Raw genomic sequence first — 20,412 nt, 5'->3', positions numbered from 1 at the left:
GAACGAGAGCGACTACGAGAGCGACCGATGAACGAGAGCGAAAACGAGAGCGACCGATGAACAAGACCGTCCGCCGCGCAGCCGTCTTCTGCGGGCTGCTCGTCCTCGCCCTCCTCGTGCGCGCGACCTGGGTGCAGTTCGTCAGCGCCCAGACCCTCGCCGAGCACGAGCAGAACCGGCGCGTGAAGATAGCCGACTTCGGCCAGCCGCGCGGTGACATCATCGTGGGCGGCGAGGCCGTCACGGGTTCCGTGACCACGCCGGGATCGGACTTCAAGTACAAGCGGGTCTACAAGGACGGCCCGATGTACGCGCCGGTCACCGGCTTCTTCTCGCAGTCCCAGGGCCAGACGTTCCTGGAGGGCGTGCACAACGACCTGCTCACGGGCAGGGACAGCAGGCTGCTGGGCTCGCCCCTCGACACCCTGACCGGTGAGCGGCCCAAGGGCGGCGACGTGGTCACGACCATCGACCCGAAGGCGCAGAAGGCCGCCTACAAGGGCCTGACCGACCTGGACGCCAAGGGCGCGGTGGTCGCCATCGACCCGCGCACCGGGAAGATCCTGGCGCTCGCGAGCACGCCCTCGTACGACCCGTCGGTGTTCTCGGGGATCTCCGGCAAGGACGGCCGGGCGTTCGAGAAGCTCAGCAAGGACAAGGCCAAGCCGCTCAACAGCCGGGCGTTCCGTGAGGCGTACCCGCCGGGCTCGACCTTCAAGATCCTCACCGCGGCGGCAGCCCTGGAGCACGGCACGGTCGACGACATCGACACGCGGTCCCGTGCGCGGGCCCCCTACCGGCTGCCGCAGAGTTCGACGGAGATCGGCAACGTCGTGCCGAACGACATGTGCGACAAGGTGTCGATGAAGACCGCGATGCAGTGGTCGTGCAACAACGTCTTCCTGGACGCGGCGCTCAGGACCGGCAAGGACAAGATGCGGGAGACGGCGGAGCGGTTCGGCTTCAACGAAGAGCAGTTCATGCCCGTACGGACGGCCGCGAGCGGCTACCCGGAGAAGCCGGACAAGCCGGGGACGGCGCTCACCGGCATGGGCCAGGGCAGCGTCACCACCACGCCGTTCCAGATGGCCATGGTCACCGCGGGCCTCGCCAACGACGGCAAGCTCATGAAGCCGTACCTGGTCGAGGAGTTGCGCGGCGCCGACCTCTCGACGGTCGAGAAGACGGAGCCGGAGGAGATGGAGCAGGCCGTCTCGCCGGAGACGGCGCGCAAGGTGCAGGAGATGATGGAGTACACGGTCACCGACGGCACCGGCGACAAGGTGGCCATCGACGGCGTCACCGTCGGCGGCAAGCCCGGCACCGCGCAGCACGGCTCGAACGTGCGCGACCAGCGGCCGTACGCGTGGTTCGTGTCCTACGCCAAGCAGTCCGACGGCACGTCACCGGTGGCGGTCGCGGTGCTCGTCGACCCCGAGGACATGGACATCACCCGCTCCGAGATCGCGGGCGGCAAGCTGGGCGCGCCGATCGCCAAGGCGGTGATGAAGGCGGTCCTGAAGAAGTCCTGAAGCCCTGAAGCCCTGAAGTCCTGGCGCCCTGAAGTCGTCCTGACCGGGACCAGGACCGTTACTGACCGGGTCCCGGGGCGACTACTGACCGGGTCCCGGGGCGACGATCGCGTGCGCGGCCCGGGCCGCCGTGCCCGGGATGCTGGACGTGAGGAACGAACCGCCCCCGGCGAGGTCTCCCACCACGTGCAGGCGCGGGTCGGCCGGAACCAGACCGCCGGCCGGGTGCGGTTCCGCGGAGCCGTCGGCCAGCAGGGCGGTGACCAGCGGTCCGGCTGCCCGCGGGATCGCGTGCGGGGGCGGGTTCACGGCGTTGACGACGACGTCAGATGCGCTGTCCCCGTGGTTGCCGTGCACCCGGAACCCGCCGTCCGACGCCTCGATCCCGCGGACGCCCGCGACGACGGTGAGCTGCCCGGCGTCCGCCAGCCGCATCAGGGTGGCGGCGTTCACCGGCACCATCGGCGAGGCCACGCTCGTCGCCGTGCGGAAGTGACGCAGCAGCCGGGCGCGGTCGGGCTCGGAGAGCAGTCGCCACGCGTACGGGCCCACGCTGTGCGCCGTTTCCTGGAGGAGTCGGCGGCCGCGCCCAGGATCCTCGACGGCGGCCAGGTGCTTCCGCAGGCGCCGTACCGGATCTTCGGTCCCGGTCGCGAGGAGATCGGCCACGAGTTCGCCGAAGTCCTCTCCTGCCTCGGCCAGTTCCGAGCTCAGCAGCCCGACGAGGTCATCGAGGGTGACGGCACCGCGGTCCCGGTGCAGCGCCGCCACCCGCTCGACGGTCAGCTGTCGCGGCCGGTGGCCGAGCGGGCGCTGCCACACGTGGGGCAGCACGCCACTGCGGGACAGCAGCGTGATCGGCCCGGTGTGTCCGCGTGCGGCGAGCGACACGACGACGTCGACCGCGGTGAGGCCGGTCCCGATGACCGTGACGCTGCTGCTGAGCGGAACCCGTTCGAGTGCGCGGGCCAGCGGATACGGATCGTTCACGTACCCCGGGGCGCCGTCGAGGCCGTAGTGGTCCCGCGGCGTTCCCCCGCCCACGCACAGGGCCACGTGGTCGGCCTCGTGCGCGCGTCCGTCCTGGGTGCGCAGCGACCAGCGGGCTCCGCGCCGGGTGGCGCCGGTGACGCGGCCGACGACGACGCGGACCTGCCAGCCGTTCGCGCTCAGGGCCGCCGACGCCGTCTCCGCGGTGTGGGCGAGGTACGAGCCGTAGAGCGCGCGCGGGACCAGTGGTTGGCCGAGCCGTTCATCGAGGTGGGCGGTGCCGCGCGGGCCCAGCCAGGCCGCGTAGTGCCCGAAGTCCGAGTGACGGATCGACATGAGGGCCGGTGGCGAGTTGACCAGCACCGTGTCCAGGTCCGGCCCGTACGGGCGGCCCCGCCAGAGCTGCGGGGACGGCTCGAACACCGTGATGGTCCCCGGTCTGTCGGCGGTGGCCGCCAGTGTGTCCAGCAGGCCGACCGCGGCGGCACCCGCTCCGACGACGGCGATGTCCACGCTCTTCCCCTTCACGTCGTGAGCCGCGGTCGAATGGAAGCCGCGGCCTCTTCGAGCCTTGCCGCTCCCGGTGCGGGGCCCCATCCCCCGCGAGCGGTGACCGGCCCGGGAACGACCCCCTCGAACAGGGGGTTGGTGCGGGACGGGAGGACGGGCACGCTGGTCCGCGTCCAGAACACGGGGGTGTCTCCATGTCCGCTGCGCGTCGCCACGACGAGGTGCTGACCGCTCGCACCAAGGTGCTGTCCGCTCGCACCAAGGTGCTGTCCGCGCACACCAAGGTGCTTTCAGGCGCGGACCGGGCCACCGGCACGCACGACCTCTTCAGCCGGACGTCAGCCGAGTTGCGACGGCTCGTGCCGTTCGACTCGGCGGTGTGGGCGGCCACCGACCCGGAGACCGGCCTCATCACCGCGCCGATGCTGGTGGAGAACCTCGGCTCCGGTGAGGGCTGCGCCGCGTACTGGGAGAGCGAACTCCTGGAGGAGGACGTCCTGCCGTTCCGGGACCTCGCCCGTGCCGCCGTGCCGACGGCCGGCCTGCGCGCGGCCACCGGGGACCTGCCCGCACGGAGCGCGCGCTTTCGCCGACTGCTCGGCAGCCAGGGCGTGGGCGACGAACTGCGGGCCGTCCTGCGGGTCGGCGACCGGCCATGGGCCGTGATCAGCCTGTTCCGCATGGGCGATGGCGCCCCGTTCCGCGAGGACGAGATCACTCTGCTCGCCGGCCTGTCCGCTCCGCTGGCCTCGCGGCTGCGCCGGTTCGCCCGCCCGTCCGCGTCCGACGGCCCCACCGACGCGCCCGCGCCCGGGCTGGTGCTCTTCGACCCCTCCGGTGAACCGGCCTCGATCAACGAGGAGGCTCGGCAGCACCTCTCACGGCTCCCCGAAGGCCCCTCCGTCCCCTCGCAGTTGGGGCTGAGGGTGCCGATCTGGCTGGTCGCCACCGCGCTGCAGGCCCGCGCGATCGCCCGGGGCCGGGAGCGGACGGGCGGCGCGCGGACACGCATCCGGACCGTCGACGGGTGCTGGCTGACCTGCCACGCGTCCTGCCTCAGTGGCCCGGCCGGGCAGTCCGGTCCGGTGGCGGTCGTCATCGAACCGGCGGCGGCCGCCGACCGGGCGGTCCTCGTCGCCGAGGCGTACGGTCTGACGCCGCGTGAGCTGCAGATCACTCAGCTCGTCACGCGGGGGCTGCCCACCGCCGAGATCGCGGCGACGCTGTTCATCTCCCCGCACACCGTGCGCGACCACCTCAAGGCCGTCTTCGGCAAGGCGGAGGTCTCCAGCCGGGGCGAACTCGTCGCGCGGCTGTTCGCCGAGCACTACCGCGCCGGGGGAGAGCCCCGACGGTAGCCCGCAGAGGGGCAGGCCAGAGCCATGCCGAGCGATCAGGCCAGGGCCATGCCGAGCGATCAGCTCAGGGCCACACCAGGCAGTACGCCTGATGCCCCGCGTCGTGCAGGCGGTGGCTGAAGTCCTGCCACTCGTGCAGGAGTTGGTAGACGTTGAAGGCGTCCCGGGGGCCGCCGCGGTCGGGGACCGTGGACCAGATGAAGGCCGCCGCGCCGACGGACTCCTCGCCGATGCCGCGCAGCGGGTCGACGACCGTCATGGGGAGCTTGACGACGGCGTAGTCGGGGTGGAGGACGACCAGCTCCAGCGGGGGGACCTTGTGCAGGGGTATGCCCTCGATGCCGGTCAGGACCATCGCGGCCATCGTCTCCGGCTTGATCTTGGTGAACATGCCGCCCATGCCCAGCTCGTCGCCGCCGAGCTCCTCGGGGCGCATCGAGATGGGGACCCTGGCCGCCGTGGCACCGTCAGGGGCGCCGAAGTATTTGTAGGTCACCCCCACCCCGCCGCTCCTGTTTCCCGCCTGCTCACGCTGCACCCTGTCCGGCGTCCGCTGCTCGGGGGCCAAGGCCGCCTCTGCCTCTCGCCGGTGCTTGCCCCGCCGGGCACGCCGGGGACCCAGGCCGTCGGTCCCCTCGCCCAGTCCGCCACCGCGCTGCATATCTCCACCCGACTGCTTTTCTAGAGCGCGCGGACCCCGCCGCGCAACCCGATCATCGTGTCAGTGACCTCCCCCACGGTCACCCGCCGAAACGTGGGGTGAAACACCAGTCCACAGGATTTCCGCACAACAGCCCCACGGCGAGGCCGACAGCGTGGAAAACCGCCGCACAGGAGGCCCGGCCACGACGTCCGGACCCTCTGACACCATGGTTCATGTGAGCTTCCCGTATAGCGCCCCAGTTTCGCAGACTCTTTTCGACCGTGCGGCGGCCGTGACGCCCGGCGGTGTGAACTCGCCCGTACGCGCCTTCCGCGCCGTGGGCGGTACGCCCCGTTTCATGGTGTCCGGTACCGGTCCGTACCTGACGGATGCCGATGGCCGCGAGTACGTGGACCTCGTGTGTTCATGGGGACCCATGATCCTCGGGCACTCCCATCCCGAGGTCACCGCCGCCGTCCAGGAGGCCGTCGCGCGCGGCACCTCCTTCGGCACGCCGGGCGAGGGCGAGGTCGCCCTCGCCGAGGAGATCGTCGACCGGGTCGCCCCGGTCGAGCAGGTCCGCCTCGTCTCCAGCGGCACCGAGGCGACCATGTCCGCCATCCGGCTGGCCCGCGGCTTCACCGGGCGCGCCAAGGTGATCAAGTTCGCCGGGTGCTACCACGGGCACGTGGACGCGCTCCTGGCCTCGGCCGGGTCGGGCGTCGCGACCCTCGGCCTGCCGGACACGCCGGGCGTCACGGGCGCCCAGGCGGGCGACACCATCGTCCTTCCGTACAACGACCTGGAGGCCGTGCACGAGGCCTTCCACAACCACCCGGGCGAGATCGCCTGCGTGATCACGGAGGCCTCGCCCGGGAACATGGGCGTCGTGCCGCCGCGCCCCGGCTTCAACGAGGGCCTCAAGTCCGCGTGCGCGAAGAACGGCGCGCTGTACATCTCCGACGAGGTCATGACCGGATTCCGGACAAGTAAAGCCGGATGGTTCGGAGTTGACGGGGTGGCGCCCGATCTCATGACGTTCGGAAAGGTCATGGGTGGTGGATTCCCGGCGGCCGCTTTCGGTGGGCGCGCCGATGTCATGGGTCATCTCGCGCCGGTCGGCCCCGTTTATCAGGCGGGCACGCTGTCCGGGAATCCCGTCGCCACGGCCGCCGGTCTCGCGCAGTTGCGCCTCCTTGACGACGCGGCGTACGAGAAGGTGGACGCCGTCTCCGCGGAACTGCGCGGCCTGGTGAGCGAGGCGCTGAACAAGGAAGGCGTCGCGCACCGCGTACAGAACGCCTCGAATATGTTCTCCGTGTTCTTCACCGACCGTGAGGTGCGGAATTACGAGGACGCCAAGTCCCAGGAGTCGTTCCGCTTCACCGCGTTCTTCCACTCGATGCTGTCGCAGGGCGTCTATCTGCCGCCGTCGGCCTTCGAGTCCTGGTTCCTTTCCACCACCCACGACGAGCGTGCCGTCGAGCGCGTCGCCGCCGCCCTGCCGGCCGCCGCGCGCGCGGCGGCCGAAGCCACGAACTCCCCGGAGGCCACCGCATGACCGCGGGCAGCACCAGTGCGGGCAATGAGATCACCGTCGTCCACCTGATGCGCCACGGCGAGGTGCACAACCCCGACGGCATCCTCTACGGCCGCCTTCCCGGCTACCACCTCTCCGAACTCGGCCGGCAGATGGCCGACCGCGTCGCCGAGCACCTGTCCACCAGGGACGTCACGCACGTCGTGGCCTCCCCCCTGGACCGGGCGCAGGAGACCGCGACCCCCATCGCCAAGGCACACGGCCTCGACCTGGCGACCGACGCGCGGCTCATCGAGGCCGAGAACGTCTTCGAGGGCAAGACCTTCGGGGTCGGCGACGGCGCCCTGAAGAACCCGGAGAACTGGAAGCACCTGGTCAACCCGTTCAAGCCGTCCTGGGGCGAGCCGTACGTCGAGCAGGTCGTGCGGATGATGGGCGCCCTCGACGCGGCCAAGGACGCCGCGCGCGGGCACGAGGCCGTGTGCGTGAGCCACCAGCTGCCGATCTGGATCGTGCGCAGCTTCGTGGAGAAGCGGCGCCTTTGGCACGACCCGCGCAAGCGGCAGTGCACGCTCGCCTCTTTGACGACGTTCACCTATCGCGGCGACAAGATCGTTTCCGTTGGTTACTCGGAACCTGCCCGAGATCTTGTCCCCAAGCACCTTCTCGCGGGCGCCAAGCCGGTGAAGGGGAAGAGCAAGGCATTCGGCGCGTGACGCTTGCGCTGTGCCGGTAGGGCGGGGTTCGAGGGGGCTTGTATTCGTGGGGATCTGCGGGATCGTTGTGGCTGGTCGCGCAGTTCCCCGCGCCCCTTTCGGGGCGCGCCCCCTGCCCGCGCTCCTTTCGGGGTGTCCCCGTCACGCCGGGTGTTCGCTATCCGTTGCCTGTGCGTTCGCTGTGTGCGCCGGGTAATTGCGCGGACACCCTATGGCGCCGAATGTCTCTTCTCTGTAATAGACCCCATATTGCTGCTCCTGTTCGGAACCCGTGTCTTCGTCGCACCCTCTAAGGGGTTGTCCTTCAGCCAGGAGGACCAAAAGCGCGAGGATTGGGGTTGGAATGCGCGACGACAGCCGCACGGACCGGGGACGTGGAGTACCGGCGATGCGCCGGACCTCCCTGAGTCGCCGGGGCGCGCTCGGCCTGGGTGCCGGCGCGGCGGCGGCCATCGGCCTTTCGGCCTGCGGTTCCGGTTCCGGCGACTCGGGACCGGCGGCGGACAACGGCAAGGACGCCGGCAAGCCGGGTACGCCGAGCCGCCCGGCCAAGCCGATCGGCGACGGTTCCACGGCCTTCACCGGCAAGCAGCCGAACCAGCCCGAGAAGCCGCGCCCGCTGGAGCCCGGCGAGACCCCGCCGCAGTTCGTCGTCTTCTCCTGGGACGGCGCCGGTGAGGTCGGCAACGGTCTGTTCCCGCGCTTTTTGAAGCTGGCGAAGGAACACGACGCGGGGATGACGTTCTTCCTCTCCGGTCTGTATCTGCTCCCCGAGTCCAAGAAGCGGCTCTACCGGCCGCCGAACAACGCCGTCGGCGCCTCCGACATCGGCTACCTCACCGACGGCCACATCAAGGACACGCTGAAGTACGTGCGCCAGGCCTGGCTGGAGGGCCATGAGATAGGCACGCACTTCAACGGCCACTTCTGCGCGGGCACCGGCTCCGTGGCCAACTGGACGCCCGCCCAGTGGCAGTCCGAGATCGACCAGGCGAAGTCGTTCGTGACGAAGTGGCGCACCAACACCGGCTGGAAGGACCTGGAGCCGCTGCCCTTCGACTACGAGAAGGAACTCGTCGGCGGCCGCACCCCCTGCCTGCTCGGCCAGGACAACCTGCTGCCGACCGCCAAGAAGCTCGGCTGGCGCTACGACGCCTCCTCGCCGGGCGGCCGCCAGAAGTGGCCGGACAAGAAGATGGGCATCTGGGACCTGCCGCTGCAGGCCGTGCCGTTCCCCGGCCACACCTTCGAGGTCCTCTCGATGGACTACAACATCCTCGCCAACCAGTCGAAGAACTCCACGAAGGCCCCGCCGTCCAACTACCCGGGCTGGCGCAAGCAGGCCACCCAGGCCTACCTCAAGGGCTTCGAGCGCGCCTACGAGTCCAACCGGGCGCCCTTCTTCATCGGCAACCACTTCGAGGAGTGGAACGGCGGCATCTACATGGACGCCGTCGAGGAGGCCCTCAAGGGCATGGCCGGGAAGAAGGACGTACGCCTGGTGTCCTTCAAGCAGTTCGTGGACTGGCTGGACGTGCAGAAGCCCGAGGTCCTCGCCAAGCTGCGCGGCCTCGAGGTCGGCCAGAAGCCGGCCGGTGGCTGGAAGAGCTACCTGTCGGGTGGCTCGTCGGCCAGCCAGGGCGACGCCGAGAAGGACACCGGCAACGCGGCTTAACAGGATGGGCATTCTGAAGATACCGAAATAATGCTGTTTGTCAGTAATGTCGCATTTGCCGTATGGGTTCGATTCCCGGCTGGGCAGTGTCGCAAGGCGTAGTCGCTTGAATCTGGCACTTCCCCCATTTCTGGTGTTGTGCTCGCTTTTCGGGTCGACTTCACGTATGATCTTGGCGACCATTGATTCTCGTGTAGAGGGGGGAACGTGAAGACTTCTCTGTGCAAGCGTGCCGGATCTGTACTCGCGGCGACTGCCATCTTGGCTGGGAGTGCGATGACTGTGGGGGCAAATAGTGCCGCCGCCGCGCCCGACGTCAAATTTTGGTATGGGTCGAACGCGATATCGGCATACATCGACGGACGCGTGGCTGGTCAAGGGAATTGGGTAGCTAACGGAGATACCCTGAAAGCGACGGATGTTCGTTCGGATGGATACCGGATCGATGCCTTTCTTGGCACTAGCCCGGTCCGGAAAGCGAGCACCAGTGGCCATAAAGCGCCATACATCAAGAGGGTCGGCGGAAACCTTCCTGAGAATAAGACCTACACATTCTGGATATGCGTAGGTAAGGGGACGTCTTTCTATCAGTGCTCTGACGTGAAGAAGGTCAAGTCGTAATAGAAGGATCAGCGAGACGGTCCACACCATTATCACGGGTGGGCCGTTTCTCTGTGTAAAGATCGATGGCAGCTTAGTGGTGGCTGGACCTGTTGGTCGTGGGTATTTGAATCGGAGCGCTTGATGCTGCTCCTGTGGTCCGGGGTGGGCGCTGTAGGTGACTGCGTTGTTCACGGTGCAGGCTGACTGCGCTCGTCTGGATGACGAAGTCCTCCGAGGGGTCAGGCGGACCAGGCTGATCTCGTTGAACCGGTGGATCACGTCCGGACCGTGTCCTCGTCGTTCCCGCTGGCCGAGGCCATCATCATCGCCTGCCGGTAGCGCGCCGAACACGTTGACGTCACCGCGAACCAGCGCGGTCGTAACACTAGCCGTCTGTCACTTGTGTGATCGTCAGGATGGTTGCATTCAGGACGCAGCATGCTCATAGCCTTGGTTAGCCATTTCTGCTTTCTGCCGGGATTTATTCTCGGCTCCGGCCTTTAGGTCGCAGGGGAAGGTGAGTATCGTAGCCGTGACGCGAAGCGGAGCGGAATTAGGGGGCGTAGCGCCCGAATCGTACTCCCGATGGAGCTGGAACGCGCAAGAAATGCAATGCTCGAGATTTCCTTAAGTCAGAATAAGAGGGGGTGCGGGTTCCCCGCGCTCGAGCGCGTGTCTCACTCATAAGATCAGCCACATGCAGCTCCGGCATGCGTTTCATCTGCACTCGGAGTCTGTCCGGTCCCGTGCGCTAGTGCGGGCGTTCGGGCGTGCCCGTTTTGTTTTTGACGACGCAGCGCATGCCTGCTGCGACGCCCACACGGAGAATTTTCCCTATGCTTCGCTCGATCTGCTCTTCCCTGCTTTGACTGCCGAGGCGAAAGGACAGCTGGAACGCGTCTGGATCGCGGAAGACTCCTCCGTCCTGCTCCGGAAATCCTTGCGTGGCGCCGAGTCTGCGTACCGCAATTTCTTCGCCTGGTCTCGCAGGTTTGCCTCAGTGCCGTCCGAGGCCACGGTTGTCAGGGATGGCGCGGTTCGGATTTTCGCATCCTTCGGCATTGAACCGTCGCCGTCGTTGACGCGCACCGCATGCGCGCCGCCGGGTACACAGCCCGGTACCGACATAGGCCTGACGCGCTTCGCGGTCCTGTCCGGCGGCATGAAGATCGATCGCCACAGGTTCCTCCGACGCGTCGAGAAGGCGCTCAAGAAGGCTCAGCGAGAGCTGCCCCGCAGGGAGAAGGAACCAAGAACCGGGCCATGGCCCGCATGACACGGCCGACCGGTTCGAGCCGACAGTCAGGTTTGCTCGGCCTGTGGCCACCATGGTGTGCTCAAGCTTCTCGTGCGGGAGGGGACGTGTCTGCCTGCGGCACTGGCCGCGACCGGGACGTGACTGTCGCTCGTAACGTTCATGACGACCCCCCGGACTGGTAGTAACGGTCTGTGGTGTGTCGGCAGGACCAGAACTCGTTCCGGCGCAGCGCGAAGAAGCAGGAAGTCGGGGAATCCCTGCCGGTGCTCGTGCCGCGTAGCGGCATAGCAACCGGCAGGGACGGCCTGAATCCCACTCATCAGAGTGGAGAGCAAGTCAATGCGGGGGGCGTCGAAGATCCCCGGAACGGGCATGCGAAACTTTTCACATGAGTGCCGCCTTCTGCGCCCCCCGCAGCCCGAACCGCAGCCTCCGCAGCCGTCGCCGCGCGCCACTCTTGGCGGCGGGCGCCGCCGTGGCCGCGTTGGCCCTGTCCGCGTGCGGCTCGGGGGGCACCTCCGGTGGTTCCGGTCAGACGAACTTCGTCACCGGCAAGGAGGGCATCTCCACAGTTAAACGGGGTGACCGGCATGATGCGCCGAAGATCGATGGCAACACCCTCGAAGGCGAGAAGCTCGATGTCGACGACTACAAGGGCAAGGTCGTCGTCTTGAACGTCTGGGGTTCTTGGTGCGCTCCATGCCGCGTGGAGACGCCGAACTTCGTGAAGGTGGCAAATGACACCAAGGGGAAGGACATCCAGTTCATCGGCATCAACGCCCGGGATCCCCAGAAGGGGCCAGCGATTGCCTTTGAGAAGGACTACAACGTCCCTTACCCGAGCCTGCACGACCCGATGGGCAAGCTGATGCTGCGCTTCCCCAAGGGCACGCTGAACCCGGTGCTCATCCCGGCCACGGTTGTCCTGGACAAGAACGGCAAGCTCGCGGCACGGTCGCAGCAGGCACTTAGCGAAGCGAAACTTCGCAAGATGATCGACCCGCTGCTCGCGGAGAAGTGAGCGCCTTGTCCGCCTCCGTCCCCCTCGCCACCACCACGCTCGCCGTGACCGGCCAGAACGACACCGTCATGAGCGGGGCGCTGCTGCTCGCCCTGCCGATCGCCGTCCTCGGCGGGCTTGTGTCGTTCTTCTCGCCGTGCGTCCTGCCGCTCGTGCCCGGATATCTGTCGTACGTCACCGGCGTCAGCGGCACCGACCTCGCCGACGCCAGGCGCGGGCGGATGGCCGCGGGCGCCGGGCTCTTCGTGCTCGGCTTCACCGCCGTGTTCGTCTCCGGCGGCGCGCTCTTCGGGTACTTCGGCCAGAACCTCCAGGACTACCAGAGCGTCATAACGCGAGTCCTCGGCGTCCTGATGCTCGTGCTCGGGTTCTTCTTCATGGGGCTCATGCCCTGGCTCTCGCAGCGCGAGTTCCGCTTCCACAAGAAGCCCGCCGTCGGGCTCGCGGGCGCGCCGCTGCTCGGCGCGCTCTTCGCCGTCGGCTGGGCGCCGTGCGTCGGGCCGACGCTCGCGTCGGTGAACATCCTCGCGATGGACCAGGCGAGCGCCGGACGCGGGGCCCTGCTGAACGTGGCGTACTGTCTGGGACTCGGGCTGCCGTTCATCATCGCGGCGGTCGCCTTCCGCAAGGCGCTCGGCGCCTTCGGCTGGGTCAAGCGGCACTACGTATGGGTGATGCGCGTCGGCGGCGGCATGATGATCGTGACCGGGCTGCTGATGCTGACCGGCGTCTGGGACAGCGTGCTTCAGCAGATGCAGGTCTGGAGCAACGGTTACTCGGTGGGGATCTGATCCATGAGCAAGACGACGACCAGCGCCGACCGCGAGACCACCGGCGCCCAGGGCGACCGTGACACCACCGGCGCCCCGGACGAACTCGGCGCCGCGAGCGCCCAGCTCTCCACCGCCCCTCTCGACGACACCGCGGGCTCCGCCCCCGGTCCCGGCATGCCCGCGCTCGGCGTCATCGGCTGGATCCGCTGGTTCTGGCGGCAGCTGACCTCGATGCGGGTCGCGCTGCTTCTGCTCCTGCTGCTGTCCCTCGGCGCGATCCCCGGCTCGCTGATCCCGCAGCAGGGCACGGACGAGCTGAAGGTCCAGGACTTCAAGGACACCCACACCACGCTCGGGCCGCTCTACGAGAAGCTCGGCCTGTTCCACGTCTACAGCTCGGTGTGGTTCTCCGCGATCTACATCCTGCTGTTCGTCTCGCTGATCGGCTGCATCGTGCCGCGCACCTGGCAGTTCGTCGGCCAGCTCCGCGGCCGCCCGCCGGCCGCGCCCAAGCGGCTCACCCGGCTGCCCGCGTACACGACGTGGCGCACCGAGGCCACGCCCGACGAGGTGCACGAGGCGGCGCAGCGGATCCTGAAGCAGCGGCGCTTCCGCTCGCACCAGGTCGGCGGCTCCGTCGCCGCCGAGAAGGGCTACCTCCGCGAGGCCGGGAACCTGTCCTTCCACATCGCGCTCATCGTGCTCCTGCTCGCTTTCGCCGCCGGTCAGCTCTTCAAGTCCGAGGGCGGCAAGCTGATCATGGAGGGCGACGGCTTCTCCAACACCCTCACGCAGTACGACGACTTCAAGTCGGGCAGCCTCTTCGACACCGACGACCTCGCGCCGTTCAGCTTCAAGCTGGACCGCTTCGAGGGCTCGTACGAGACGTCGGGCCCCGAGCTCGGCACGGCCCGCACCTACAAGGCGCACGTCACCTACAGCGAGGGCGCCCACGGGCCGGAGAAGAAGAAGGCCATCGAGGTCAACAAGCCCCTTGAGGTCGACGGCTCGAAGGTCTACCTCATCGGCCACGGCTACGCGCCCACCGTCACCGTCCGCGACGGCAAGGGCAAGGTCGTCCAGCGGATCTCCGTGCCGCTGCTCCCCATCGACTCGATGGGCACGGCCACCGGCGCCATCAAGATCCTCGACGGCTACCGCAACAAGGACGGCAAGAAGGAACAGCTCGGCTTCAACGCCTTCTTCGTGCCGACCTTCGCCGGTGAGGGCAAGGGCCAGATGTTCTCCCAGTTCCCCGCGCCCTTCGATCCCCGGCTCGCGCTGTCGGCGTACCACGGCAGCCTCGGTGTGGACTCCGGTGTTCCGCAGAACGTGTACCAGCTGGACACGCGGAAGATGACGAAGTTCAAGGACGCGAAGGGCCAGCTGCTGAAGAAGCGGCTCAAGATCGGCGAGACCTTGAAGCTGCCGGACGGCGCCGGGTCGATCACCTTCGAGAAGGAGCTCAAGCAGTGGGCGACCTTCCAGATCTCCCAGGAGCCGGGCAGCGGCTGGGCGCTCGGCGGCGCGATCGCCGCGATCGCGGGCCTCGCCGGATCCCTGTTCATCCAGCGCCGCCGCGTGTGGGTGCGGGCCACGACGGGCGCCGACGGCGTCACCGTCGTGGAGATGGCGGGCCTCGGCCGCAGCGAGTCCGCCAAGGTGCCCGAGGAGCTGGGCGCGCTGGCCGCGCAGCTGCACGAACAGGCGCCGAGCGCGCCCGACGCGGACCCCGAGCCGACCGCTGACGCGGACGCGCCCGCCGAGACCACCGCTGACGCCGACGCGGCCCCCGAGTCCGCCGAGTCCGCCACTGAAGCCGACACCGACGCCGACGCGGCCATCGAGCCCGCCGAAGCCCAGGCCGAAGCCAAGACCGACCCCGAGGCCGACACTCCGTCCGACCCCGACCCCACCCCCGATGTTGTTCCTGCCGAAGGGGCTGAGAAGTGACTCTCGCCACCACCCTCGCCGCCGAGCCGAACGAGAACCTCGCGCACATCAGCAACGTGCTGATCTACTCCGCGATGGCCGTCTATCTGCTGGCCTTCTTCGCGCTCATGGCGGAGTGGCTGTTCGGCAGCCGCAGCAAGGTCGCCCGTACGGCCGCCGCGCTCACCGCGCAGTCGGAACAGGCCGACGCGTCCGCCGCCAAGGCGTCGGCTCCTGCTGTGACCGTCCGGGCCAAGGGCGGCACCGCCACCCTGGAGCGCCCGAAGGCCGCCGCCAAGGAGGCCCCGAAGGTCGTCACCCGTGCCGCCGCGGGCAGCCGCGACGTGCCGGACGGCCCCGGTGCCGCCGCCGGTGACGCGCAGGGCGACCTCTACGGCCGGATCGCGGTCTCGTTCATCGCCCTCGGCTTCCTCATCGAGGTGGGCGGTGTCCTCACCCGCGCCCTGTCGGTGCAGCGTGCCCCGTGGGGCAACATGTACGAGTTCAACATCACCTTCTCCTCGGTGGCCGTCGGTGTCTTCCTGACGCTGCTCGCGCTGAAGAAGAACGTCCGCTGGATCGGCCTGCCGCTGATCACCTCGGTCCTCCTCGACCTCGGCCTCGCGGTCACCGTCCTGTACACCGAGTCCGACCAGCTGGTCCCGGCGCTGCACTCGTACTGGCTGTGGATCCACGTGTCCACGGCGATCTTCTGCGGCGCCGCGTTCTACGTCGGCGCGGTCTCCACCGGCGCGTACCTTTTCAAGGACAGCTACGAGGCCAAGCTGCAGGCCGGCGGGAAGCCCGGCCGCTTCGCCACCTCCGTGATGGAGCGGCTGCCCGCGGCGGCCTCGCTCGACAAGTTCACGTACCGCATGAACGCGGCGATCTTCCCGCTGTGGACGTTCACGATCATCGCGGGCGCCATCTGGGCGGGCGACGCCTGGGGCCGCTACTGGGGCTGGGACCCCAAGGAGGTCTGGTCGTTCATCACGTGGGTCGCGTACGCCTGCTACCTGCACGCCCGCGCCACGGCGGGCTGGAAGGGCCGCAAGGCCGCCTACCTGGCCCTGATCGCCTTCGGCTGCTGGCTGTTCAACTACTACGGCGTCAACATCTTCGTGAGCGGCAAGCACTCGTACGCCGGGGTCTGATCCGGCGGCCGACAGGGGCCGGTTTCTGTGGCGTGGGCCACGGGAACCGGCCCCTGCCGTATGGACAGGCAAGGGGCGTGGAGACGAATCAGGGGGAACTCGCGGCACAACGGCGTCAGGCGCGCGTACGGATCCGGGGCTCGGACCCCGACGCCTTCGGTGAGCTCTTCGACACCTACGCCCGCTCCGTCTACAACCATGCCTATCGCCTGACGGGTGACTGGTCGGCGGCCGAGGACATCGTGTCGCTGACGTTCCTGGAGGCGTGGCGGCTGCGGGAGAAAGTGGACGTCGACGGCGGCTCACTGCGTCCGTGGCTGCTCGGCATCGCCACGAACGTGACCCGCAACCAGCGCCGCGCCGCCCGCCGCCACACGGCCGCGATGGCCCGGCTCCCGCGCGACGGGTCCGTCGCCGACTTCGCCGACGAGGTCGCGGGGCGCATCGACGACGAGGAGCAACTCGCCCTCGTACGCACGGCCCTCGCGAAGCTGCGCCGGGCCGAGCGCGAGGTCCTCGCGCTGTGCGTGTGGTCGGGGCTCGGGTACGAGGCCGCGGCCGCGGCGCTCGGCATCCCGGTGGGGACGGTGCGTTCGCGGCTCTCGCGGGCTCGTACAAAACTCGCGAAAGCGGTGGAACCGCCCGAGGGGCGCGGACAGGTGAGAGGTGACCGCGCGAACGCGGTCAGGCCCATCCAGGAGGGAAACCGATGAAGTCCGAAGCCGAACCCGACTTCCCGACCTTCCCGTCTCCGAGCGAGCGGGATCTCCCGCCGGGCCGTCACCTTCTGCTCAAGGAGCATCTGATGACCGAGATCCGGCAGACCGAGACCGAGACCGAGACCGAGACCTCCGGGGCCCCCGAGCCCGCCCCCCGGCGGCGCAGGGCGTGGCTGCGGCCCGCGCTCGTCGCGGGCGCGGTGGCCGCCGCCGTCGCGGCGGGCGTCCTCGTCGCCTCGCCGTTCGGCGGCGGTCCGGCCCAGGCCGGGCCGCCGTCGAAGGAGACCGTGAAGATGCTGGAGGACATCGCGGACGCCGCGCGGCGCTCGCCCGCCCCGAAGAACGTCCGGGACGACCAGTTCGTCTACATCAAGAGCAAGGTCGCCTACAGCTCCGACGAGGGGCTCGCCCCCCTGCACCAGCGCGAGCACTGGATGTCCGTCGACGGCAAGCACACGGGGCTTCTGCACGAGCCCGTGAACGGCCACAAGAACGTGCGCCTTGAGCCGGAGCTGCCCCTGGCCTCGTCCGACAGCAACTACCGCAACCTGGAGAAGCTGCCGACCGACCCGGTCAACATGCTCGACTGGCTGAACAAGGTGGCCGACGAGGAGAACAACGGCAAGCCCTTCGTGACTGTCGGCGACATCACCCGCGAGGCCCTGATGCCGCCGGAGCAGGCCGCCGCCCTCTACCTTGCTGCGGCGAAGATCCCCGGCGTGGAGCTGGTCGACGACGCGGTGGACGCGGCGGGGCGGCACGGGGTCGCCATCGCCCACGAGGACGACGGGGAGCGCACGGAGCTGATCTTCGACAAGAAGACCAAGGCGTACCTGGGCGAGCGCAGCGTCCTGACGGAGGACAAGCCGTTCGGCAAGAAGGGCGACCTGTTGGCCGACACCGCCGTCCTGGAGCGCAAGATCGTCGACAAGGCGGGCGAACGCCCGTAGCGGGAGCCGCCGGGTACGTGACCCCGGCGGGCGTGTGCGTGAGTCTGGGCCCATGACCGAAAGCAACGAAGCTGCCGGAAGCGGCGAAGCCATCGCACACGGGACGAGCCGGACACGGGGGGACACGCACACGCTGCACTGGACGCTGACCCTGCCCCACCCGGCCGAGGAGGTGTGGGCGGCGGTGGCCACCCCGGAGGGACTGCCGGGGTGGCTCGCCGCCGCCGACGTGTTCGAGCCGAGGCTCGGCGGGGCGGTGACCCTGCGCTGGCTGAACGCCGCCGACCCGGCGTCGGTCACGCACGCGGGGCACATCACCGCGTGGGACCCGGACGTCGTCGCCGAGTACACGGTCGACCTGCACGGGCGGTGCCGCTTCCACCTGGAGCCCGCGGGCACCGGGCGGACGACGCTGCGGTTCACCAACGAGGTGGTCGGCGACGACTCGCTGCGGCGGGACAGCCTGGCCGGGTGGCACCAGCACTTCGAGTACTTGGCGCGGGCGCTGGCCGGGCGGCCGGTGGACTGGTCGACGTGGAGTCCGGAGCGGTTCCGGGAACTGCGGCGCAGCTACGACTAGTTGCCGCCGGTCGTCGTCGGCTGCTGCTGGTCGCCGTGGACCTGACCGCCGTGGACCCGGTCGGCCCCGACCGCCTCGTCGACGCGCAGCAGCAGCTTGCCCGTCGTCGTGCGGCCGCCCATCAGCTCGTGCGCCCGCGCGGCCTCAGCCAGCGGGAACTCGGCGGTGACCGGCAGCTTCACGGTGCCGTCGGCGACCGTGCGGAAGGCGCGCCCGGCGAGCTCCCGCAGCACCTCGGGCGCCGTCTGGGCCAGCGTCAGGATCGAGAACCCGGACACCGACCGCGCCCCCGGGTACAGCTCGGTCTGCCCCAGCCGCTACGGCTCGGCGGAGCTCGCGTTGCCGAAGGAGACGAGGCGGCCGAAGACCGCGAGCGCCGCCAGGCCCGCGCGGAACGTGTCGCCGCCGACCGGGTCGAGGACGAGGTCCACGCCCCGGCCGCCGGTGGCCGCGCGGGCCGCCTCGGCGAAGCCGTCGCCGACGAACACCTCGTCGTAGCCGTACTCGCGCGCGTACGCGGCCTTCGCCGCACTCGACACCACCCCGAACACCCTGGCCCCCGCCGCCTTCCCCAACTGCCCGGCCACGGTGCCGACCCCGCCGGCCGCGCCCTGCACCAGGACCGTCTCGCCCGCGCGTACCCGGCCGACCTCGAGCAGCGGGACGAGGGGGCGCGGCGGGTCAACCGGCTGGGGCGGGAGGAGTTCGACGCGCGTTTTCCGGGGTTGCTCGAACTGGTGCTGCGCGGGGACTGACCGGTGGTGGACTGCCGGGCCGAGGGGGACGCTCGGCCCGTCCCCGCTAGTCCACCGTGATCGCGTCCAACTGCGCCCGCAGATACACGTGCGAGTCCGTGCCGCGCACGTCCGTGCCCGGGTCGCACTCGTAGAAGTACACCAGCGACATCAGCTCCTCCGCCGGGGCGTCCGCCGGAGGTGGGAGCACGCGGTGGCGGCCCGAGCGCCAGCGGCCCGACGTCCAACGCGCCATCAGGTCACCGACGTTGATGGTGAACGCCTCCGGGTCGTGCGGCGCGTCCTGCCAGCCCTCGGCGTCCGTGAACACCTGCAGGCCGCCGCGGCCCGCCTGCCGGTCGAGGACCGTGACCGTGCCGAAGTCCGTGTGCGGGCCGATGCGGAACTGGCCCGGCTCCGGATCGCCGAGTACGTCCCTGCCGGGGTACCAGTTGATGTTGAAGCCCCAGGTGGGGTTGTTCGTGTGCCGGGTGAAGAAGTCCTCCGGTTCGCCGAGGACGACGGCGAGGAGTTCCAGGATCGCGTCGGAGAGGGCCCGCATGCGGGCGAGGTACGTCTCCACGTCGGCGCGCAGGCCGGGGGTCTCCCGGGGCCAGGTGTTGGGGGCGAACCACTCCGCGTCGACCTTCGGGTCGCCGGTGGGGGTGTCCGCGGCGAAGGAGAGGGACTCCTTCAGGTCGGGCGGGGAGGCGGCGCCCTCCGCGTAGCTGTTGGCCTCCGCGCCGGGGCCGAGCCAGCCGCGGCTGCCCACCTTCACGGCGTAGCGCTCTTTGGTGGGGGGTGGGAGGTGGAAGAAGGCGCGGGCCTCCTGGCGGATGGCGGACCGTAGGCCCGGGTCCACGCCGTGGCCCTTCACCAGCAGGAAGCCCGCCGTGCGGAGCGCTTCGTCGATCGTCTCCCTGACCTCGGCGGCCATCCGCGCACGCGTGTCCGGGTCGTCGGAGAGCCAGGGCCGCAGGTCGATCGTGGGGATCGTCATGCCCTCATGCTGCCCGCGTGGGACGCCCCAGTCCCGCCCCTTCTCCGAAACCGGGGCTCTGCCCCTGGACCCCAGGGGGTGGGTGTCCCGTGCGGGGTGGGACGGTCCGCCGCCGATCGCGCTGCGCGCTCGTCCTCAAACGCCGGACGGGCTGAGATGCAGCTGAGGTCGGCCTGAAGGCGCTGGGGCGGGCCGGAGAGGTGCTGCGGGGCCGGGCTTTGGTCTGTTGGTGCAAGTTCGGGCGGGCGGGTGGGGGAGAGCCCGTCCGGCGATTGAGGACGAGGCGCGGAGCGGCGAAAGGGGGGGAGCGGGGGCGGAGCCCCCATGGGGAACGCCGGTCAGGCTTCGTCGCGGGGGTCGCGGTCCTTCTCCAGGCCCTTGAGGAAGTCGGGGTTGTCGTCGGGGGCGACCCAGCCCCCGCGCCGCCCACCCCGAACGTCCCCCCGCCCGGCCGCAGCCCGCTTCTTGCCGGTGACGAACCACGCGATCGGCCCGAGCAGCACCTCCCCGAAGAGGAGCACGATGATGACCCACACCACCTTCGGGAGGTGTCGGACTTCCTTCTCGGGTGTGTTCAGGACGTCGATGAAGGCGTAGATCCACACGGCCAGGACCAGCAGGAACGGCAGATACCTGAGCATGTGTCGAAGATCCCCCGGGAAGTGGAGTGCGGGCGCCGGGCGCACCCGGTGACCTGGCCAGGGTAGCCGGTGACCGATACTTG

Annotated in this window: 17 protein-coding genes and 2 pseudogenes; 14 read left to right on the top strand and 5 right to left on the bottom strand. The window is 69.5% G+C overall.

What is annotated here, in order from left to right:
• Nucleotides 1-56: 56 nt before the first annotated feature.
• Nucleotides 57-1,532: a peptidoglycan D,D-transpeptidase FtsI family protein gene (locus QUY26_RS16390; RefSeq protein WP_289947299.1), complete on the top strand. Its 1,476-nt coding sequence runs from the start codon at nucleotides 57-59 to the stop codon at nucleotides 1,530-1,532.
• 81 nt (nucleotides 1,533-1,613) lie between these two features.
• Here QUY26_RS16390 and QUY26_RS16385 read toward each other — a convergent pair whose 3' ends face one another.
• On the bottom strand, nucleotides 1,614-3,035 hold the full coding sequence (locus tag QUY26_RS16385; RefSeq protein WP_289947297.1) for an FAD/NAD(P)-binding protein: 1,422 nt from the start codon (nucleotides 3,033-3,035) through the stop codon (nucleotides 1,614-1,616).
• Nucleotides 3,036-3,226: 191 nt separating this feature from the next.
• Between QUY26_RS16385 and QUY26_RS16380 the strand changes: the two genes are divergently transcribed.
• Nucleotides 3,227-4,390 (top strand): LuxR C-terminal-related transcriptional regulator, encoded by a 1,164-nt coding sequence (locus QUY26_RS16380; protein WP_289947294.1) that lies wholly within the window; start codon nucleotides 3,227-3,229, stop codon nucleotides 4,388-4,390.
• Nucleotides 4,391-4,454: 64 nt separating this feature from the next.
• Here the strand turns inward: QUY26_RS16380 and QUY26_RS16375 are convergent, their stop codons facing one another.
• Nucleotides 4,455-5,051, bottom strand: coding sequence for a hypothetical protein (locus QUY26_RS16375; RefSeq protein ID WP_289947292.1), 597 nt, complete (start codon nucleotides 5,049-5,051; stop codon nucleotides 4,455-4,457).
• 208 nt (nucleotides 5,052-5,259) lie between these two features.
• Here QUY26_RS16375 and hemL point away from each other — a divergent pair, with 208 nt between their 5' ends.
• The 11 genes from hemL to QUY26_RS16320 all read left to right on the top strand — a co-directional run bounded on the left by hemL (nucleotide 5,260) and on the right by QUY26_RS16320 (nucleotide 17,954).
• Entirely contained in the window at nucleotides 5,260-6,594 is a 1,335-nt protein-coding gene (hemL, locus tag QUY26_RS16370; protein ID WP_289947290.1) for a glutamate-1-semialdehyde 2,1-aminomutase, read from the top strand.
• Nucleotides 6,591-7,289: a histidine phosphatase family protein gene (locus QUY26_RS16365; protein ID WP_289947288.1), complete on the top strand. Its 699-nt coding sequence runs from the start codon at nucleotides 6,591-6,593 to the stop codon at nucleotides 7,287-7,289. Before hemL ends, QUY26_RS16365 begins: the two co-directional genes overlap by 4 nt.
• A gap of 388 nt (nucleotides 7,290-7,677) precedes the next feature.
• A complete protein-coding gene (locus QUY26_RS16360; protein WP_289947287.1) occupies nucleotides 7,678-8,964 on the top strand; it encodes a hypothetical protein in 1,287 nt (428 codons plus the stop codon).
• A 1,300-nt stretch (nucleotides 8,965-10,264) separates the two neighbouring features.
• Nucleotides 10,265-10,843, top strand: a complete 579-nt coding sequence (locus tag QUY26_RS16355; protein WP_289947286.1) for a hypothetical protein — start codon at nucleotides 10,265-10,267, stop codon at nucleotides 10,841-10,843.
• Between the two features lie 370 nt (nucleotides 10,844-11,213).
• Nucleotides 11,214-11,846, top strand: coding sequence for a TlpA family protein disulfide reductase (locus QUY26_RS16350; protein WP_289947284.1), 633 nt, complete (start codon nucleotides 11,214-11,216; stop codon nucleotides 11,844-11,846).
• A 68-nt stretch (nucleotides 11,847-11,914) separates the two neighbouring features.
• Nucleotides 11,915-12,637, top strand: a complete 723-nt coding sequence (locus tag QUY26_RS16345) for a cytochrome c biogenesis CcdA family protein (RefSeq protein ID WP_289955756.1) — start codon at nucleotides 11,915-11,917, stop codon at nucleotides 12,635-12,637.
• Between the two features lie 3 nt (nucleotides 12,638-12,640).
• Nucleotides 12,641-14,572, top strand: coding sequence for a cytochrome c biogenesis protein ResB (locus QUY26_RS16340; protein ID WP_289947282.1), 1,932 nt, complete (start codon nucleotides 12,641-12,643; stop codon nucleotides 14,570-14,572).
• Complete coding sequence (gene ccsB, locus QUY26_RS16335) at nucleotides 14,569-15,705, top strand: c-type cytochrome biogenesis protein CcsB (RefSeq protein WP_289947281.1); 1,137 nt, start codon at nucleotides 14,569-14,571, stop codon at nucleotides 15,703-15,705. Before QUY26_RS16340 ends, ccsB begins: the two co-directional genes overlap by 4 nt.
• A gap of 77 nt (nucleotides 15,706-15,782) precedes the next feature.
• Nucleotides 15,783-16,418 carry an RNA polymerase sigma factor gene (locus QUY26_RS16330; RefSeq protein WP_289947279.1) on the top strand — a complete coding sequence of 212 codons (636 nt, stop codon included), beginning with the start codon at nucleotides 15,783-15,785 and terminating at the stop codon, nucleotides 16,416-16,418.
• Complete coding sequence (locus tag QUY26_RS16325; RefSeq protein WP_289947275.1) at nucleotides 16,415-17,374, top strand: CU044_5270 family protein; 960 nt, start codon at nucleotides 16,415-16,417, stop codon at nucleotides 17,372-17,374. Before QUY26_RS16330 ends, QUY26_RS16325 begins: the two co-directional genes overlap by 4 nt.
• Nucleotides 17,375-17,426: 52 nt before the next feature.
• Nucleotides 17,427-17,954: an SRPBCC domain-containing protein gene (locus QUY26_RS16320; RefSeq protein ID WP_289947272.1), complete on the top strand. Its 528-nt coding sequence runs from the start codon at nucleotides 17,427-17,429 to the stop codon at nucleotides 17,952-17,954.
• 80 nt (nucleotides 17,955-18,034) lie between these two features.
• On the opposite strand, the pseudogene QUY26_RS16315 reads toward QUY26_RS16320, so the two are convergent.
• Nucleotides 18,035-18,613: pseudogene (locus QUY26_RS16315) on the bottom strand (zinc-binding dehydrogenase); the annotation flags it as partial.
• On the opposite strand from QUY26_RS16315, the pseudogene QUY26_RS16310 reads away from it, so the two are divergent.
• Nucleotides 18,599-18,709 (top strand): annotated as a pseudogene (locus QUY26_RS16310) (transcriptional regulator); the annotation flags it as partial. The pseudogenes QUY26_RS16315 and QUY26_RS16310 overlap by 15 nt on opposite strands.
• Before the next feature lie 46 nt (nucleotides 18,710-18,755).
• Here QUY26_RS16310 and QUY26_RS16305 read toward each other — a convergent pair.
• Together QUY26_RS16305 and QUY26_RS16300 are read right to left on the bottom strand one after the other, a co-directional pair.
• Entirely contained in the window at nucleotides 18,756-19,688 is a 933-nt protein-coding gene (locus tag QUY26_RS16305) for an isopenicillin N synthase family dioxygenase (RefSeq protein WP_289947269.1), read from the bottom strand.
• A 338-nt stretch (nucleotides 19,689-20,026) separates the two neighbouring features.
• The gene (locus QUY26_RS16300; RefSeq protein WP_289947267.1) at nucleotides 20,027-20,329 is read right to left on the bottom strand and encodes a PLDc N-terminal domain-containing protein; all 303 of its coding nucleotides are present in this window, start codon (nucleotides 20,327-20,329) and stop codon (nucleotides 20,027-20,029) included.
• Nucleotides 20,330-20,412: the final 83 nt, after the last annotated feature.

The organism is Streptomyces flavofungini (assembly GCF_030388665.1).
Classification (GTDB): Bacteria; Actinomycetota; Actinomycetes; order Streptomycetales; family Streptomycetaceae; genus Streptomyces; species Streptomyces flavofungini_A.
Note: the sequence above shows the minus strand (reverse complement) of the source record. Positions and strands in the feature narration are given on the sequence as shown.

Coding starts and splice junctions, on each gene's coding strand:
- QUY26_RS16390 (WP_289947299.1), top strand. CDS start 57: ATGAACAAGACCGTCCGCCGCGCAGCCGTCTTCTGCGGGCTGCTCGTC.
- QUY26_RS16380 (WP_289947294.1), top strand. CDS start 3,227: ATGTCCGCTGCGCGTCGCCACGACGAGGTGCTGACCGCTCGCACCAAG.
- QUY26_RS16375 (WP_289947292.1), bottom strand. CDS start 5,051: ATGCAGCGCGGTGGCGGACTGGGCGAGGGGACCGACGGCCTGGGTCCC.
- hemL (WP_289947290.1), top strand. CDS start 5,260: ATGGTTCATGTGAGCTTCCCGTATAGCGCCCCAGTTTCGCAGACTCTT.
- QUY26_RS16365 (WP_289947288.1), top strand. CDS start 6,591: ATGACCGCGGGCAGCACCAGTGCGGGCAATGAGATCACCGTCGTCCAC.
- QUY26_RS16360 (WP_289947287.1), top strand. CDS start 7,678: ATGCGCCGGACCTCCCTGAGTCGCCGGGGCGCGCTCGGCCTGGGTGCC.
- QUY26_RS16355 (WP_289947286.1), top strand. CDS start 10,265: ATGCAGCTCCGGCATGCGTTTCATCTGCACTCGGAGTCTGTCCGGTCC.
- QUY26_RS16350 (WP_289947284.1), top strand. CDS start 11,214: ATGAGTGCCGCCTTCTGCGCCCCCCGCAGCCCGAACCGCAGCCTCCGC.
- QUY26_RS16345 (WP_289955756.1), top strand. CDS start 11,915: ATGAGCGGGGCGCTGCTGCTCGCCCTGCCGATCGCCGTCCTCGGCGGG.
- QUY26_RS16340 (WP_289947282.1), top strand. CDS start 12,641: ATGAGCAAGACGACGACCAGCGCCGACCGCGAGACCACCGGCGCCCAG.
- QUY26_RS16325 (WP_289947275.1), top strand. CDS start 16,415: ATGAAGTCCGAAGCCGAACCCGACTTCCCGACCTTCCCGTCTCCGAGC.
- QUY26_RS16320 (WP_289947272.1), top strand. CDS start 17,427: ATGACCGAAAGCAACGAAGCTGCCGGAAGCGGCGAAGCCATCGCACAC.
- QUY26_RS16305 (WP_289947269.1), bottom strand. CDS start 19,688: ATGACGATCCCCACGATCGACCTGCGGCCCTGGCTCTCCGACGACCCG.
- QUY26_RS16300 (WP_289947267.1), bottom strand. CDS start 20,329: ATGCTCAGGTATCTGCCGTTCCTGCTGGTCCTGGCCGTGTGGATCTAC.